The sequence below is a fragment of the Mycobacterium sp. E1386 genome, from assembly GCF_001672745.1.
In the GTDB taxonomy this organism is placed as follows: Bacteria; Actinomycetota; Actinomycetes; order Mycobacteriales; family Mycobacteriaceae; genus Mycobacterium.
On the sequence record NZ_LZKH01000255.1, the window covers coordinates 1 to 15,192 of the forward strand.

13 protein-coding genes and 1 tRNA gene are annotated in these 15,192 nt (G+C 69.9%); 10 read left to right on the forward strand and 4 right to left on the reverse strand.

Features of this window, described 5'->3' with window-relative positions; genetic code table 11:
• Positions 1-4: 4 nt before the first annotated feature.
• The 3 genes from selB to A5709_RS25795 form a co-directional block, all read right to left on the reverse strand.
• Entirely contained in the window at positions 5-1,546 is a 1,542-nt protein-coding gene (gene selB, locus A5709_RS25785) for a selenocysteine-specific translation elongation factor (protein ID WP_082974376.1), read from the reverse strand.
• The gene (gene selA, locus A5709_RS25790) at positions 1,534-2,814 is read right to left on the reverse strand and encodes an L-seryl-tRNA(Sec) selenium transferase (protein WP_068123546.1); all 1,281 of its coding nucleotides are present in this window, start codon (positions 2,812-2,814) and stop codon (positions 1,534-1,536) included. Before selA ends, selB begins: the two co-directional genes overlap by 13 nt.
• 18 nt (positions 2,815-2,832) lie before the next feature.
• Positions 2,833-2,927, reverse strand: a tRNA-Sec gene (locus A5709_RS25795).
• Between the two features lie 27 nt (positions 2,928-2,954).
• On the opposite strand from A5709_RS25795, the gene selD reads away from it, so the two are divergent.
• From selD to A5709_RS27835, 10 genes are all read left to right on the forward strand, one after another.
• On the forward strand, positions 2,955-3,947 hold the full coding sequence (gene selD, locus A5709_RS25800; RefSeq protein ID WP_068123515.1) for a selenide, water dikinase SelD: 993 nt from the start codon (positions 2,955-2,957) through the stop codon (positions 3,945-3,947).
• A 39-nt stretch (positions 3,948-3,986) separates the two neighbouring features.
• Positions 3,987-7,310 (forward strand): formate dehydrogenase, encoded by a 3,324-nt coding sequence (gene fdh / locus A5709_RS25810; RefSeq protein ID WP_231987075.1) that lies wholly within the window; start codon positions 3,987-3,989, stop codon positions 7,308-7,310.
• Entirely contained in the window at positions 7,273-8,244 is a 972-nt protein-coding gene (locus A5709_RS25815) for a 4Fe-4S dicluster domain-containing protein (protein ID WP_068123548.1), read from the forward strand. The genes fdh and A5709_RS25815 overlap by 38 nt, the downstream gene beginning before the upstream one ends.
• 7 nt (positions 8,245-8,251) lie before the next feature.
• Positions 8,252-9,337: an NrfD/PsrC family molybdoenzyme membrane anchor subunit gene (nrfD, locus tag A5709_RS25820; protein ID WP_068123522.1), complete on the forward strand. Its 1,086-nt coding sequence runs from the start codon at positions 8,252-8,254 to the stop codon at positions 9,335-9,337.
• A gap of 45 nt (positions 9,338-9,382) precedes the next feature.
• Complete coding sequence (locus A5709_RS25825) at positions 9,383-10,369, forward strand: LLM class F420-dependent oxidoreductase (RefSeq protein WP_068123525.1); 987 nt, start codon at positions 9,383-9,385, stop codon at positions 10,367-10,369.
• A gap of 181 nt (positions 10,370-10,550) precedes the next feature.
• Complete coding sequence (locus A5709_RS25830; protein WP_068123528.1) at positions 10,551-11,480, forward strand: SRPBCC family protein; 930 nt, start codon at positions 10,551-10,553, stop codon at positions 11,478-11,480.
• Positions 11,477-12,649, forward strand: coding sequence for a zinc-dependent alcohol dehydrogenase (locus A5709_RS25835; RefSeq protein WP_068123531.1), 1,173 nt, complete (start codon positions 11,477-11,479; stop codon positions 12,647-12,649). Before A5709_RS25830 ends, A5709_RS25835 begins: the two co-directional genes overlap by 4 nt.
• Positions 12,650-12,673: 24 nt before the next feature.
• Positions 12,674-13,228 carry a type 1 glutamine amidotransferase domain-containing protein gene (locus A5709_RS25840; RefSeq protein WP_068123535.1) on the forward strand — a complete coding sequence of 185 codons (555 nt, stop codon included), beginning with the start codon at positions 12,674-12,676 and terminating at the stop codon, positions 13,226-13,228.
• A 99-nt stretch (positions 13,229-13,327) separates the two neighbouring features.
• Positions 13,328-14,017, forward strand: a complete 690-nt coding sequence (locus A5709_RS25845) for a HemK2/MTQ2 family protein methyltransferase (protein ID WP_068123539.1) — start codon at positions 13,328-13,330, stop codon at positions 14,015-14,017.
• Entirely contained in the window at positions 14,014-14,262 is a 249-nt protein-coding gene (locus tag A5709_RS27835) for a CDGSH iron-sulfur domain-containing protein (RefSeq protein ID WP_082953223.1), read from the forward strand. Before A5709_RS25845 ends, A5709_RS27835 begins: the two co-directional genes overlap by 4 nt.
• Here A5709_RS27835 and A5709_RS25855 read toward each other — a convergent pair.
• A partial coding sequence (locus A5709_RS25855; protein WP_068123543.1) for an iron-containing redox enzyme family protein occupies positions 14,210-15,192 on the reverse strand: 983 nt, incomplete at its 5' end. The two genes, A5709_RS27835 and A5709_RS25855, sit on opposite strands and share 53 nt — an antisense overlap.

The following is a 15,192-nucleotide window of genomic DNA, read 5'->3' on the forward strand; positions in this document are numbered from 1 at the left end:
GCCTTCAGGTGGTCGACGGGTTGGTCCGCTCGCCGGGGGCGGCCCTGCCGGCCCGGGTCGACAAGGCGGTGCGCACCATCGAGGAGTGGCTGGCCGCTGAGCCCTTTCGGGCACCGGAGGCCGACGAACTGGCCGAGCTCAAGCTCGGGCCCCGGGAGCTGGCCGCCGCGGTGCGCACCGCCTTGTCGACCCGGGCCGGCAGGGCCGCCCCCGGCGAGCGGACCAACCCGTCGACCACCTGAAGGCCGGTGCCCTCCAGCAGCGTCGGCAGTAGTTCCGCGGCGGGCAGGCCGGCGCGCTGTCGCAACGTCTCGAGCGGCATTCCCGCCGCGATGTCATGGTCCTGGGCCCAGCCCCGCACCGCGGCGGTCGCGCACTCGCGCCGCGCGGCCCACCACTGCGGCTGCACCACCCAGTCGCCCACCCTTAGCCCCGAAGGCGGCAGGCCCATCGCGCGCAGCTCGTCGGCCCGGGCGTAATCGGGCGGACGGACGCGGCCGGTTGCCAGTTCCGCGGCACGATCCCGGGCCGCGCCGCGGCGGCGCAGCGCCGGCGGCCGGACGTCGAGCACCTCGATCCCCGCCGCGATCCGGTGCTCGCCGGGATCGCGCAGCAGTCCGGTGTCCGAAACCCGCAGCGGCAGGGGCTTGGCCAGCCGCAGCCGGGCCGCCGCGTCACCCAGCTGGCGCACCTGCACGGGCACGGCCGCGGACCCGACGTGCAGCACGAGCTGGCGGTGCAGTGTGTCCGCCGAGCGCAGGGCGACGTCGATCTCCGCGGTGTCGCGCCACACGCCCGGTGTCCGAACGGTGTCGCCGCGCCCGATGTCCCGCCGGTCCACGCCCCGCAGGTTCAGCGCGACTCTGGACACCGGGCCCGCCGCGGCCTGATCCCGGCCCAGCGTTTGGAGCCCGCGCACGGTGACACGCCGCCCGGCGAGCTCCAGCTCGTCGCCCACCCGCACGGTGCCCGCCGCCAGGGTGCCGGTCACCACCGTGCCCGCGCCCCGGACGGTGAAGCTCCGGTCGACCCATAGCCGCACGTCGGCGTCGGGGTCGGGAGCCGGTAGCCGGTCGGTCAGTGCCAGCAGCTCCGCGCGCACCCGCTCGAGGTCGGTGCCGATCGCGACGGCGGCCCCCGCGAGCGAGGTGGCGGCGAACCGTTCTCGCGCCTGCTCGATCGCCGGGCCGGGGTCGGCGAGGTCGGCCTTGCTGATCACCAGCAGCCCGTGGCGGACACCGAGGGCGTCCAGCGCCGCGAGGTGTTCGTCGGACTGCGGCATCCAGCCCTCGGTCGCGGCGACCACGAACATCACGGCCGGGACCGGGCCCACCCCGGCGAGCATGTTGGCCACGAACCGTTCGTGGCCCGGCACGTCGACGAACGCCAGCCGGCGTCCGTTGAGCTCGGTCCACGCGAAGCCGAGATCGATGGTCAGGCCCCGGCGCCGCTCCTCGGCCAGCCGGTCCGGCCACATGCCGGTGAGCCGCTGCAGCAGGGTGGACTTGCCGTGGTCGACGTGCCCGGCGGTGGCTATGACGAACATGCGAGCACCGCCGCCGCCAGCCGCGCGTCGTCCTCGGGAGCGACCGTGCGCAGGTCGAGCAGGCACCGGCCCGCCTCGAGGCGGCCGACGACCGGCGGGCTGGCGGCGCGCAGCGCGGCGGCGTAGGACTCGGGCAGGCTCACCGCCGCGCTGGGCAGCCGGACGTCCGGCGCCCCACCGCCGCCGACGGCCGCGACGCAATCCACCGCCTCGGCGCCCGGCAGCGTGGCCGCGAGCGCCTCGGCGCGCGGCCGCAGTTGCGCCACGTCGGCGACCAGCGCCTCGGCCACCGGGGTTGGCGGGCCGGTCAGGGTCGCCTCCAGAGCGGCGAGGGTGAGTTTGTCCACCCGCAGCGCGCGCGCCGCCGGGTGCCGGCGCAGCCGCTCGATCAGCTCGGCGGCGCCCAGCAGGAGGCCGGCCTGCGGGCCGCCGAGCAGCTTGTCGCCGCTCGCGGTGACCAGGTCGGCGCCATCGCGCAGGGTCGACGTGGCGTCGGGCTCGTCGGGCAGCAGCGGGTGCGGGCAGAGCAGGCCGGAGCCGATGTCGACCACCAGGGGCGCACCGAGTTTCGCCAACTCCGCCACGCCGACCGCCGAGGTGAACCCGGTGACGTGGAAGTTGGACGGATGGACCTTCAGGATGAAACCGGTCTGCGGCCCGATCGCCTCGGCGTAATCGCGCAGGCCGGTGCGGTTGGTGGTACCGACCTCGCGCAGCCGGGATCCGGCGGAGGCCAGCAGCTCGGGGATGCGGAACCCGTCCCCGATCTCGACGAGCTCGCCGCGGCTGAGCACGATCTCCTTGCCCGGGGCGAGCGTCAGGGCCGTCAACAGCAGCGCGGCGGCGTTGTTGTTGACCACATGCACGGCGTCGGCGGTGGGCACCGCCCTGGCCAGCGCGGCCAGCGCCCCGCGGCCCCGGCGGCCGCGGCGGCCCGTCGCCAGGTCCAGCTCGACGTCCGTGGTCCCGGCCGCGGCGACCACTGCGTCGACGGCGGCCCGCGACAGCGGCGCCCGCCCCAGGTTGGTGTGCACCACCACGCCGGTGGCGTTGATGACCGGCCGCAGGCTCGACGCGGTGCTGGGCAGCGCGGCGACGGCGTGCTCGGCGACGCGCTCGGGTTCGATCTCCCCGGCGCGCGCCCGCTGCTGCGCGTCGGCGATCACGGACTTCACCAGATCGCGGCCCAGCACCCGCTGGGCCTCGACCAGGCGCGGATCGGCGAGCAGCGTGTCGGTACGCGGCACCCGCCGGCGCGGGTCGGTCATGTCGGGCTCGAAGAAGTATGGCGGAGGCGGACGGGAATCGAACCCGCCAGCGGCAGCGTCTGCCGTTCGACGGTTTTGAAGACCGCGCCGGTCACCAGACCGGACACGCCTCCTCGAACCATAGGGACAAGTATGGACGCGTGACGTATCGACTGACTCAGTACGCCCACGGTGGCGGGTGTGCGTGCAAGATCCCGCCCGGTGAGCTCGAGGATGTGGTCCGCGGGTTGGGGGCGACCGCGCCGCGCGACCCGGCCGGCGAGTTGCTGGTCGGCCTGGACCACGGCGACGACGCGGCGGCGGTGCTCATCGAGGGGGGCGCGGCGCTGATCGCGACGACCGACTTCTTCACGCCCGTGGTGGACGACGCCTACGACTGGGGCCGCATCGCGGCCACCAACGCGCTGTCCGACGTCTACGCGATGGGCGGACGTCCGGTGGTGGCGGTGAACCTGCTGGGCTGGCCGCGTGACGTGCTGCCGTTCGAGCTGGCGGCCGAGACGCTGCGGGGCGGGCTGGACGTCTGCGGCCTGGCCGGCTGCCACCTCGCCGGCGGACACAGCGTCGACGACCCGGAGCCGAAATACGGGCTGGCCGTCACCGGCCTGGCGGACCCGAACCGGTTGCTGCGCAACGATTCCGGTAGGCCCGGCACTCCGCTGTCACTGACCAAGCCGCTCGGCGTCGGGGTGCTCAACAGCAGGCACAAGGCGACCGGCGAGCGCTTCGAACAGGCGATCCGGGTGATGACAACGCTGAATGCCGACGCGGCCGCGGCGGCCCTGGCCGCCGGCATCGAATGCGCTACGGACGTAACGGGTTTCGGGCTGCTTGGGCACCTGCACAAGCTGGCGCGGGCCAGCGGCGTGACGGCGATGATCGACGCCGCGGCGGTGCCCTATCTGGACGGCGCGCGGGAGGCGCTGGCGGCCGGTTACGTCAGCGGCGGTACCCGGCGAAACCTCGACTGGGTCGCCCCGCACGCCGACCTGTCCGCGGTGAGCGCGGAGGAGGCGCTGCTGCTCGCGGACGCGCAGACCTCGGGCGGGCTGTTGATCGCGGGCGAGATCCCGGGCGCGCCGGTGATCGGGGAGCTGGTGCCGCGCGGCGAGCACACGATCGTGGTGCGCTGAGCGAGTGCGGTTTCGCCGGCGCGCACTAGGGTAAAGGCCATGGCTATGCGGAAGCTTTTCTTGGAATGGCCCGTCCTGCGCCAGCTGCGTTCAGGCGACAAGCTCGGCCGCGGGTCGGCCGTCACCTCGAAGCGGACGCGCGCCGTCACGCCCCGCACGACGACGGCCGACCGGGTGGTGCAGAGCATCTGTCCCTACTGTGCGGTCGGTTGCGGCCAGCGGGTCTACGTCAAGGACGAGCGGGTGGTCCAGATCGAGGGCGACCCGGACTCGCCGATTTCGCGGGGCCGCCTGTGCCCCAAGGGCGCCGCCAGCGAACAGCTGGTGAACTCGCCGGGCCGGCAGCTGCAGGTGCTCTATCGTCCGCCGCGGGCGACCGAATGGCAGCCCCTCGAGCTGGACACCGCGATCGACATGATCGCCGACCGGTTCGTCGAATCCCGCCGCCACACATGGCAGGACATCGACAAGAAGGGCAACCTGCTGCGCCGCACCATGGGCATCGCCGCGCTCGGCGGGGCGACCCTGGACAACGAAGAGAACTACCTCATCAAAAAGCTCTTCACCGCCGCGGGTGCCATTCAGATCGAGAACCAAGCCCGTATTTGACACTCCGCCACGGTTCCCGGTCTGGGAGCCTCCTTCGGGCGCGGCGGCGCCACCCAAACACTGCAGGACATGGCCAACGCCGATTGCATTGTCATCCAGGGCTCGAACATGGCCGAGTGCCACCCGGTCGGGTTCCAGTGGGTCGAGGAGGCCCGCGCCCGCGGCGCGCGGGTGATCCACGTCGACCCGCGCTTCACCCGCACCTCGGCGGTGTCCGACAAGCACATCCCGATCCGGGCCGGTTCGGACGTGGTGCTGCTTGGCGCGCTGATCAACCACATCCTGAGCAACGATCTGTGGTTCAAGGAGTACGTGGTCGCCTACACCAACGCCGCCACTTTGATCAACGAAAAGTTCAGGGACACCGAGGATCTGAACGGCTTGTTCTCGGGGTTCGACCCGGAGACCGGGCAGTACGACACGTCGACGTGGGCGTACGACGAAGAGGGGAACGGCCAGATCGAGTCCGCCGGCGGCGGCCACACGCACGGCGCCACCGCCGCGCAAAGCGGGGCGGGGCAGGAGCACGGCAGCGGCGGGCCCCCGCTCGCCCATGCCCGCGTCAAACGCGATGAGACCCTGCAGCACCCGCGCACGGTGTTCCAGATCCTCAAGCGCCACTACAGCCGCTACACCCCGGAGATGGTGAAAGACGTGTGCGGCATCAGCCGCGAGGACTTCGACTACCTGGCCCGCTCCATCGTCGAGAACTCGGGCCGCGAGCGCACCACTTGCTTCGCCTACGCCGTCGGATGGACGCAGCACACCCTGGGCGCCCAATTCATCCGCACCGCAACCATTTTGCAGCTCCTGCTGGGCAACGTCGGCCGTCCGGGCAGCGGCATCATGGCGCTGCGCGGCCACGCCACCATCCAGGGCTCCACCGACATCCCGACGCTGTTCAACCTGCTGCCCGGCTACCTGGCGATGCCCAAGGCGGGCACGCACGACACCCTGGCGGACTATCTCGACGCGGTGGGGTCGAAGAAGCAGAAGGGCTTCTGGGCCAACTCCGACGCCTATGCGATCAGCCTGCTCAAGGCGTGGTGGGGTGACGCGGCCACCGAGGACAACGACTGGGCCTACGACTACCTGCCGCGGCTGTCCGGCCCGCACGGCACGTATCAGACCGTCACGGGCATGCTGGCCGACGAGGTCGAGGGCTACTTCCTGCTGGGGCAGAATCCGGCGGTCGGGTCGGCGCACGGCCGGATGCAGCGCATGGGCATGTCCCATCTCAAGTGGCTGGTGGTGCGCGACCTCAACCTGATCGAGTCCGCCACCTGGTGGAAGGACGGTCCCGAAATCGCTTCGGGCGAACTCAAAACGGAGGACATCGAGACCGAGGTGTTCTTCTTGCCCGCCGCCACGCACGTGGAGAAGGCGGGATCGTTCACCCAGACCCAGCGCCTGGTGCAGTGGCGGCACAAGGCCGTCGAGCCGCCGGGCCAGTGCCAGAGCGAGTTGCAGTTCTTCTTCGAACTCGGCAAGCGGATCAGGCAGCGGTTGGCCGGGTCGACCGATGAGCGCGACCGCCCGCTGCTGGACCTGACGTGGGACTACCCGACCGACGAGCACGGCGAGCCCGACGGCGAAGCCGTGCTGGCCGAAATCAACGGGTATCACACCGCGGACCGCACCCCGCTGTCGTCCTACACCGAGCTGCGCGCCGACGGGTCGACCGCCGCCGGTTGCTGGATCTACACCGGCGTGTACGCGAACGCCACCAACCAGGCCGCGCGGCGCGTCCCGCACGGCGGTGAGTCGCCGAGCCAGCACGAGTGGGGCTGGGCCTGGCCGGCCGACCGGAGGATTCTCTACAACCGCGCGTCGGCCGACCCGGACGGCAACCCGTGGAGCGAACGCAAGCGGTACGTGTGGTGGGACGCCGAACAGCAGCGGTGGGTCGGCTACGACGTGCCCGACTTCGTCGCCGACCGGGCGCCGGGGAGCCGGCCCGACCCGGACGTCGGCGGTCCCGACGCGCTCGCCGGCGACGACCCCTTCGTCATGCAGGCCGACGGCAAGGGCTGGCTGTTCGCGCCGAAGGGTCTCGTCGACGGCCCGTTGCCCACGCACTACGAACCACAGGAATCCCCGGTCGCCAACGCGCTCTATCCGCAGCAGCGAAACCCCGGCCGAATCACCTTCCCGCGCAAGGACAATCTGAGCGCGCCGAGCGCCGGGGAGCCCGGGGCCGACGTGTACCCGTACGTGTTCACCACCTACCGGCTCACCGAGCATCACACCGCCGGGGGGATGAGCCGCTGGCTGCCCTACCTGTCGGAGCTGCAACCGGAGATGTTCTGCGAGGTGTCCCCGGAGTTGGCCGCCGAACGGGGACTCGAGCCGTACGGGTGGGCCACCATCGTATCGCCGCGCGCGGCGATCGAAGCCCGGGTGCTGGTCACCAAACGTGTTGCCCCGCTTGTGATCAACGGCCACACGGTGCACCAGATCGGCCTGCCGTACCACTGGGGTGTGGGCAGCGACGCGGTGGTGAGCGGGGACGCGGCCAACGACCTGCTCGGCGTGACACTCGACCCCAACGTGCAGATCCAGGAGTCGAAGGCCGGCTCGTGCGACATCCGCCCGGGCCGCCGGCCCCACGGCGAGGACCTGCTGCGCCTTATCGCCGAGTATCAGTCCCGCTCCGGGGCCACCACCGAAACCGGCAACGTGCGGATCAGCGACGGCGTCTGGGAAGGGGGAACAGATGGGTCAGCTGAGCGGACCGACCGACCCGACGAGTGACGCCGGCTGGGTCGAACCCAAGCCGCGCAAGGGATTCTTCACCGACACCTCGATCTGCATCGGCTGCAAGGCCTGCGAGGTCGCGTGCAAGGAATGGAACCGCAACCCCCGCGACGGCGACCTAGAGCTGCTGGGTTCGTCCTATGACAACACCGGCGCGCTGGGTGCCAGCACCTGGCGGCACGTGGCGTTCATCGAGCAAGGGCGTGATCGCATCGAGCAGGCACGCGAATCCGGGCGCGCCCTAACCGATTTGGGCATGCCGGCGCTCCCTGGCAACCCGCCGCGCCCGGACGTCACGCCGCCGGACACCCCCGAATTCCGTTGGCTGATGTCGTCGGACGTGTGCAAGCACTGCACGCACGCAGGCTGTCTGGACGTCTGCCCGACGGGCGCGTTGTTCCGCACCGAGTTCGGCACCGTCGTCGTGCAGGACGACGTCTGCAACGGGTGCGGAACCTGCGTGGCCGGGTGCCCGTTCGGCGTGGTGGAGCGTCGCAGCGACGGCACGTACACGACACCGGCGCAGCGACCCGGCCGCCCCGCCGAAACGCCGGCCACCGGCGTCGCCCAGAAATGCACGCTGTGCTACGACCGCCTGGTCGAGGACCAGATCCCGGCGTGTGCCCAGACCTGCCCGACCACGTCGATCAAGTTCGGCGACCACGACGACCTGGTGGTCACGGCCCGGGACCGGGTCGCCGCGCTGCACGCCCAGGGGTTGACGGAGGCCCGCCTCTACGGCGCCAACGAACGCGACGGCGTGGGCGGCACCGGGTCGATCTTCCTGCTGCTCGACGAGCCGGAGGTCTACGGCCTGCCGCCCGACCCGCGCGTGTGCACGGCCGACCTGCCCCAGATGTTCAAACGAGCGAGCGTGGCCGCGGCGGGGATGTTCGCCGCCGCGGCGCTGGCCTTCTGGAAGGGTCGGTGAAAACCTTATGAGCACTTCGGAATACGACAGCCTGCGTCCGCCGGAGCCGACGGGGGGCAAGCGCCGCAGGGGCAAACGGGCGGGCCGCCGGGGCGGGGGCGACGGTGCGCGCGAGATGCCGATGGTCCCGGATGTCGAGTTCAGCTCGTACTACGGGCGCCCGGTGGTCAAGCCCGCGCCCTGGGGACACGAGGTTGCGGCGTATTTGTTCCTGGGTGGCGTCGCGGGCGGGTCCGGCCTGCTGGCGGCGGGTGCGCAGCTCACCGGGCGAGACACCTTGCGCCGCAACGCCAGGCTGTCCGCGTTGGTCGCGGTGATGGTGGGGGCGGTCGCCCTGGTCAAGGACCTGGGCCGGCCCGAGCGTTTCGTGAACATGCTGCGCACGGTCAAGCTCACCTCACCGATGAGCGTCGGCTCGTGGATCCTCAGCTTGTTCAGCGCCGGCATCGGGGTGGCCGCGGTGTCCGAGGTCGACCGGATGACCGGTGAGCGAATTCCGTTGGGGCCGTTGCGCCCCGTCCTGCGCGCCGTGGAGGGGCCGGCCGGCTTGGAAGCCGCGGTCTTCGCACCGCCGCTTGCGGTCTACACGGCGGTGCTGCTCACCGACACCGCCACCCCGACGTGGAACGCCGCGTACCGAGACCTGCCGTTCGTGTTCGTCAGCTCGGCGAGCCTGGCCGCATCGGGGTTGGCGATGATCACCACCCCGGTCGCCGAGGCCGGGCCCGCCCGCAGGCTGGCCGTCATCGGCGCGGTCGCCGACCTGATCTCCGCCAGGTTCACCGAGTACCGGATGGACCCGGTGACCAGGGAACCGCTACACGAAGGTCGTCCCGGCCGGCTGCTGGCCTGGAGCGAACGGCTTGCCGCCGCGGGAGGTCTGGGCGCACTGCTCGGCGGACGACATCGCGGCGTGGCCGCCCTGTCCGGCCTGGCCCTGCTGGCGGCGTCGGCGATGCTGCGGTTCGGCTTCTTCGAGGCGGGGCTGGAGTCGGCCCGCGACCCCCGCTACACGATCGAACCGCAGAAGCGCCGGCTGGCGGCGCGCCGGACCGCCGGGACCGCCGGCGACTCGATCACCACCGCGGGCTGAGCGCGGCGCGGTTTGCGCGAGGCGGACCGGGGTAAGTATAGGAACATGACGAATTTTGGCTACACTCTGATGACCGAGCAGAGTGGACCCAAAGACCTTGTACGGCAGGCTGTTTCAGCCGAAGAGCGGGGTTTCGACTTTGAGGTGTGCAGCGACCACTTCTCGCCCTGGCTGACCACCCAGGGGCATGCGCCCAACGCCTGGACCGTACTGGGCGCGGTGGCGCACGCCACCGAACGGGTCGACCTCTACACCTACGTGACGTGCCCGACGATGCGCTATCACCCGGCGGTCGTCGCTCAGCAGGCCGCGACTGTGCAGATCCTGTCCGACGGCCGGTTCACCCTGGGCCTGGGCACCGGCGAGAACCTCAACGAGCATGTGATCGGCAAGGGCTGGCCGACCGTCGAACGTCGCCAGGACATGCTGCGCGAAGCCATCAAGATCATCCGCGAGTTGTTCGGTGGCCAGCTGGTGAACTTCACCGGCGACTACTTCCAGGTGGACTCCGCGCGCCTGTGGGACGTGCCCGAGGTTCCGGTCGGCATCGCGGTGGCAATGGGCGGCAGCAAGGCCATCGACAAATTCGGCCGGCTGGCCGACCACTTCGTCGCGGTGGAGCCGGACGGGGAACTCGTCGACGCCTGGCACGCCGCGCGCCAGGCCGCCAACCTGGCGGGCGGCGGACGCGTGGTCGGCCAGATCCCGGTGTGCTGGGACCCCGACCGCGAGACCGCGATCAAACGCGCCCACGAGCAGTTCCGCTGGTTCGCCGGCGGCTGGAAGGTCAACGCCGACCTGCCGACGCCGGCCGGGTTCGCCGGCGCGACCCAATTCGTCCGGCCCGAAGATGTCGCCGACTCCATCCCCTGTGGCCCCGACCTGGACGCGATCGTCGAGGCCGTCCGGCCCTATTGGGAGGCGGGGTTCACCGACGTGGCGCTCGTCCAGGTCGGTGGCCAGTCGCAGGACCTCTTCCTGTCCGAAGCCGCCGAGCCTTTGCTTGCGGCACTGCGCGACGCGGCGGGTTAATCCCACGTTTGGGCGGTATCTGCCCGGGTATCCGGCTTCAATCGTGCGCACCCGGCGGGTACGGGTGATGCGGCGCGCGAACACCGGTTGGCGGCGCCGGCCCCCCGAAGATCCGCAAAGTGGCTGTCTGGCAGCAACTTTGCCCTGATTCATATTCGCCGCAAGGCAAGGAGAGTTGACGATGGGCGATCGATCCGCCACCACCACCTCCGTTCTGGTCAAGACACTCAGCGGCGCCAGTTTCGGGCTGGGCCTGAGCGAGCTGATCGCACCCGGAAAAGTTGCTGCCCTTGCGGGGGTTGACGACACCCCGCGGTCACGAAGGGTCATCCGCGCGCTGGGCGCGCGCGAATGCGGCCACGGCGCCGCGCTGCTGGGCGGCCCCGACAAGCTGGTGTGGACCCGGGTGGCAGGCGACGTCCTTGATATGGGCCTGCTGTTGGCCGGGGTGGCCGCCCGCGCTCCCGGACGGCGGCGGCAGGGCACCATTTCGAGCGTCGTGCTCGCCGGCATCGGCGGGCTGGACCTCTACGCGGCACTGCGCACGGTCAACCGCGGCGGCCGGCACGTTAACGGCGCCCGGCACCGCATGCTGCGCGCGGCGGTCACCGTGCGGCGCCCGCCCGAAGAGGTGTACCGCTTCTGGCGCGACCTGGAAAACCTGCCCAGCTTCATGAATCACCTGCAATCGGTTACCCCCGGCGCCGACGGACAGTCGCACTGGGTCGCCAACGCCCCGGCCGGACAGTCGGTGCAGTGGGACGCGCAGATCGCCGAGGACGACACCAACAGGCGCATCGCGTGGCAGTCGCTGCCCGGCTCGGTCATCGAGAACGGTGGCAGCGTCGAGTTCACGCCCACCGCCACCGGCGACGGCACCGAAGTCCGCGTCAGGATCGGCTATCACATCCCCGGCGGCCTGTTCGGAAAGGCCGCGGCGAGCCTGTTCGGCGAGTCCCCCGAACAGCAAGTGAACGACGACCTCCGCCGTTTCAAGCAGATTCTCGAAACCGGCCAGGTGCTGCGTTCGGACGGATCCCCCGAGGGGACCGCTTCGGCCCGGCAGCTGCACCAGCAGCCCGCTCAACCCAATGAAGGAGCAAGCCTGTGAAAGCCACCGTCTGGGCGGGCCGCAACAGCGTCCAGGTGGAGTCCGTTCCGGACCCCAAGATCCTCAACGATCGCGACGCCATCGTGCGCATCACCTCGACGGCGATCTGCGGTTCCGATCTGCACCTCTACGACGGCTACATCCCCACCGTGAAGCACGGCGACGTGCTCGGGCACGAATTCATGGGCGAGGTGGTCGAAGTCGGCAAGGCGGTCAACAACCTGGCCATCGGTGACCGGGTGGTGGTGCCGTTCCCGATCGCGTGTGGCGCATGCTCCGCCTGCCGCCGCGACCTGTACTCCCTGTGCGAGAACTCCAATCCGAACGCCGGCATCGCGGAGAAATTCATGGGCCACTCGCCGGCGGGACTGTTCGGTTACTCGCACATGCTCGGCGGCTTCGCCGGAGGCCAGGCCGAATACGCGCGGGTGCCGTTCGCCGATGTGGGCCCGCTGAAGATCGAAGACGACCTGACCGACGAGCAGGTTCTGTTCCTGTCCGACATCCTCCCGACCGGGTACATGGGTGCGGAGATGTGCAACATCACCCCCGGCGACGTGGTCGCGGTGTGGGGTGCGGGCCCGGTCGGCCTGTTCGCGATCATGAGCGCGTATCTGCTCGGCGCGTCGAAAGCCATTGCCGTCGACCGTGTTCCGTATCGACTCGAACTGGCGAAGCAGATCGGCGCCACGCCGGTCAACTTCGAAGAAACCGCGGTCCTCGAGGAGCTTCGGGACATAACCGCCGGCCGGGGGCCCGACCACTGCATCGACGCCGCCGGCATGGAAGCGCGCAGCGGGTCCGCCCCGGTGGACGCCTATGACCGCGTCAAACAGGCTGCCCGCCTGGAAACCGAACGGCCGCACGCCCTTCGGGAAGCGGCGATGAGTTGCCGCAACGGCGGCACCCTTTCGATCGTCGGGGTGTACGGCGGCCTGATGGACAAGTTCCCGATCGGGGCGGTCATGAACCGATCGCTGACCATCAAGACCGGTCAGTGTCACGTGCATCGCTATATGCGCCCGCTGCTGGACCGGATTCGCAACGGCGACATCGATCCGACCATTGTCGTCAGCCACCACCTGAGCCTCGACCAGGCTCCCCACGGCTACGAAATCTTCAAGAACAAGGAAGACCGCTGCACCAAAGTCATCCTCAATCCGACGTAATCGAAAGGGAGCAGGGGAATAGCCATGGCAAATGAATTGGAAGGCAAGAAAGTCGCGATTCTCGCCGCGGACGGTGTGGAGAAGGTGGAGCTCGAGCAACCTCGTGCGGCGCTCGAAGACGCCGGTGCACAAGTCGAGCTGCTTTCGTTGAAGACCGGAGAAATCCAGGCTCGCAATCACGACCTCGAACCGGCCGGAAGCTTCAAAGTCGACCGCGCTGTATCGGACGCGTCGGTCGCCGAATTCGACGGCCTGGTGCTGCCGGGCGGCACCGTGAATCCGGACAAGCTGCGGATGGACGGCACCGCAGTCTCCTTCGTGCGCGACTTCGTCGGCTCCGGAAAGCCGGTTGCGGCGATCTGCCACGGCCCCTGGACGCTGCTGGAAGCCGGTGTGGCAGAGGGCCGCACGCTGACGTCTTATCCGTCCATCCGCACCGATCTGCGCAACGCCGGCGCAAAGGTGGTGGACGAGGAGGTCGTCGTCGACGGCAATTTGATCTCCAGTCGCTCACCGAAGGACCTTCCGGCGTTTTGCGCGACCATTGTCAAGCAATTCGCCCATGCGCCTGCGAGTTAGCCGAGAAATGCCTTTGCGCACTCCGTTTGAACCCGCCGGTTTGCGGGCATTACACAGGCCAAGCAGTGATCGCCGCGGCGATCTGTCGAAAGGCCAAAGTTGACCACAACATATCCAGGACCCGCTGTCTCGGCTGCTTCGAACGTATATCAGCCCCAGGATGATTCCCGATTGCTGGTAAACGTGATGCGAGACAGCGCGCTCATTCCGGGCCGGCGCGTACTCGATCTGTGTACGGGCAGCGGATTCGTGGCGATCGCCGCCGCGGCACTGGGCGGTGCCGATGTGACGGCCTTCGACATCTGCCCGCACGCCGTGGGTTGCTCTCGCGACAACGCGGCCGCCATCGGCGTGAATGTCGATGTGCGCAAGGGCACCTGGAGCGATGCGCTCGACTGCGCACCCTTCGACGTTGTCGTGTCGAACCCGCCTTACGTGCCGACACCTCCGAACGGCGACACGGAGTACATCAGCCCCAGCGCCGGCCCGTCGTGGGCCTGGAACGCCGGTATCGATGGCCGGATGGTGTTGGATCCGCTGTGCGAAGCGGCGCCCAAGTTGCTGTGCGACGGCGGGTCACTGCTTCTCGTGCACTCGGCACTCGCCGGTGTTCAGCAATCGCTGGATTCCCTGAAGTGGGCCGGCATGGACGCCAAAGTCGTCGCGTCGCAATGGATCCCGTTCGGCCCCGTGATGACGGCGCGGGCGAAGTGGCTCGAGAGCGTCGGCCTGATACCCCACGGACGCCGGGAAGAGGAGCTCATCGTGATCCGGGCGGACAAGCGGTGACCACCACCCGGGTCCAGGTGGTTGCGGGCGGGCCGGTCCTGGTGTCCGGCCCGGTGCGCATCGAGATGCCGAACGGGGAGGTCGTCGAGTCCGACCGGTTCATGGTGGCGATCTGCACCTGCCGGCGCAGCGAGAAGTATCCCTTGTGCGACACCAGCCACCGCAGATGCCGGAACCTGGCCAGCCGGACGTCTAGTCCAGTGCCCTCCGCAACGACGACCGACCCTGCTGCCACGACGCCATAACCGCGTCGGCCAAACGGTTTTCGACCGCCGCGTGCGCGCGGATCCCGAACACGACGTCGCGATCGAGGTGCGGCTCTCGCTCGACGAGGTCCCCGACCACGTCTATGCGCACCACGTGCTCGTGTACGGCGTCGGCTTCGACGTGCTCGGCGTAGAACTCGACGCACGCCGAAGGCGCCCCCATCCGCTGCAGGGCCTGCACCATCCGCCGGGATCCGGGCGGGGAGGTGATCTCCGTCGAAGCGAAGTGCCCGATCGCCGCGCCGCGCAACTCGCGGTGCAGCCCGAACAGCGACATCAGATTCACCGCCGCCAAAGCTTCGGCGTTAACCGCGTCCACGTACGCTAGGTACGTCGTGTCCAGATTCGCGGCCGCCATCAGATCGGCGAAGAGCTGCTGGTGTAGCCGGGGACCCTGCCCCGCGCCATACTCGTCGAATTCGACTGCCACGAAAGCCGCTTTCGCGAGACCCATCAGTCGCGGGATCGCCCACGCGTGCGGATCGCCCTCTTTGAGGTGATACACGGACCGGTGGACGAAGTACTCGCGCATCTGCTGCCACGTTCCGGTGTCGCGCAGGTAATACGACGGACCCGTGCCGTCGACCGGTTCGACCGAGATGGCGTCCATTTCGGCGGCGGCGGTCTGATCCGGTGCGATGGGCCCGACGTCGCGGCGCACACCGGCGAGGAAAACGCGTTCGAGCTCGCCGCGCAGTGTCAGCAGCGCCGGATTCCATTCCCAGCCCGGGTCGACGCCCGCGAAGCCGCGGTAGTGCAGCTCGTAGCACATGCACAGCGCCAGCTGCAGATCCAGGCCGTAGGGATCCGAATCGCGCACGGACGCACCGATGCGGGTCAGGTGGTCATGCGACGGTGGTCCGGTCAGCGCGCGACGGACGGCGGTCGACAGCGGCCCGTGTGCCGCCG

Excerpts from the sequence above, each read along its gene's own strand:
- selB (WP_082974376.1), bottom strand. The coding sequence starts at position 1,546 with ATGTTCGTCATAGCCACCGCCGGGCACGTCGACCACGGCAAGTCCACC.
- selA (WP_068123546.1), bottom strand. The coding sequence starts at position 2,814 with ATGACCGACCCGCGCCGGCGGGTGCCGCGTACCGACACGCTGCTCGCC.
- A5709_RS25815 (WP_068123548.1), top strand. The coding sequence starts at position 7,273 with ATGGGTCAGCTGAGCGGACCGACCGACCCGACGAGTGACGCCGGCTGG.
- nrfD (WP_068123522.1), top strand. The coding sequence starts at position 8,252 with ATGAGCACTTCGGAATACGACAGCCTGCGTCCGCCGGAGCCGACGGGG.
- A5709_RS25825 (WP_068123525.1), top strand. The coding sequence starts at position 9,383 with ATGACGAATTTTGGCTACACTCTGATGACCGAGCAGAGTGGACCCAAA.
- A5709_RS25830 (WP_068123528.1), top strand. The coding sequence starts at position 10,551 with ATGGGCGATCGATCCGCCACCACCACCTCCGTTCTGGTCAAGACACTC.
- A5709_RS25840 (WP_068123535.1), top strand. The coding sequence starts at position 12,674 with ATGGCAAATGAATTGGAAGGCAAGAAAGTCGCGATTCTCGCCGCGGAC.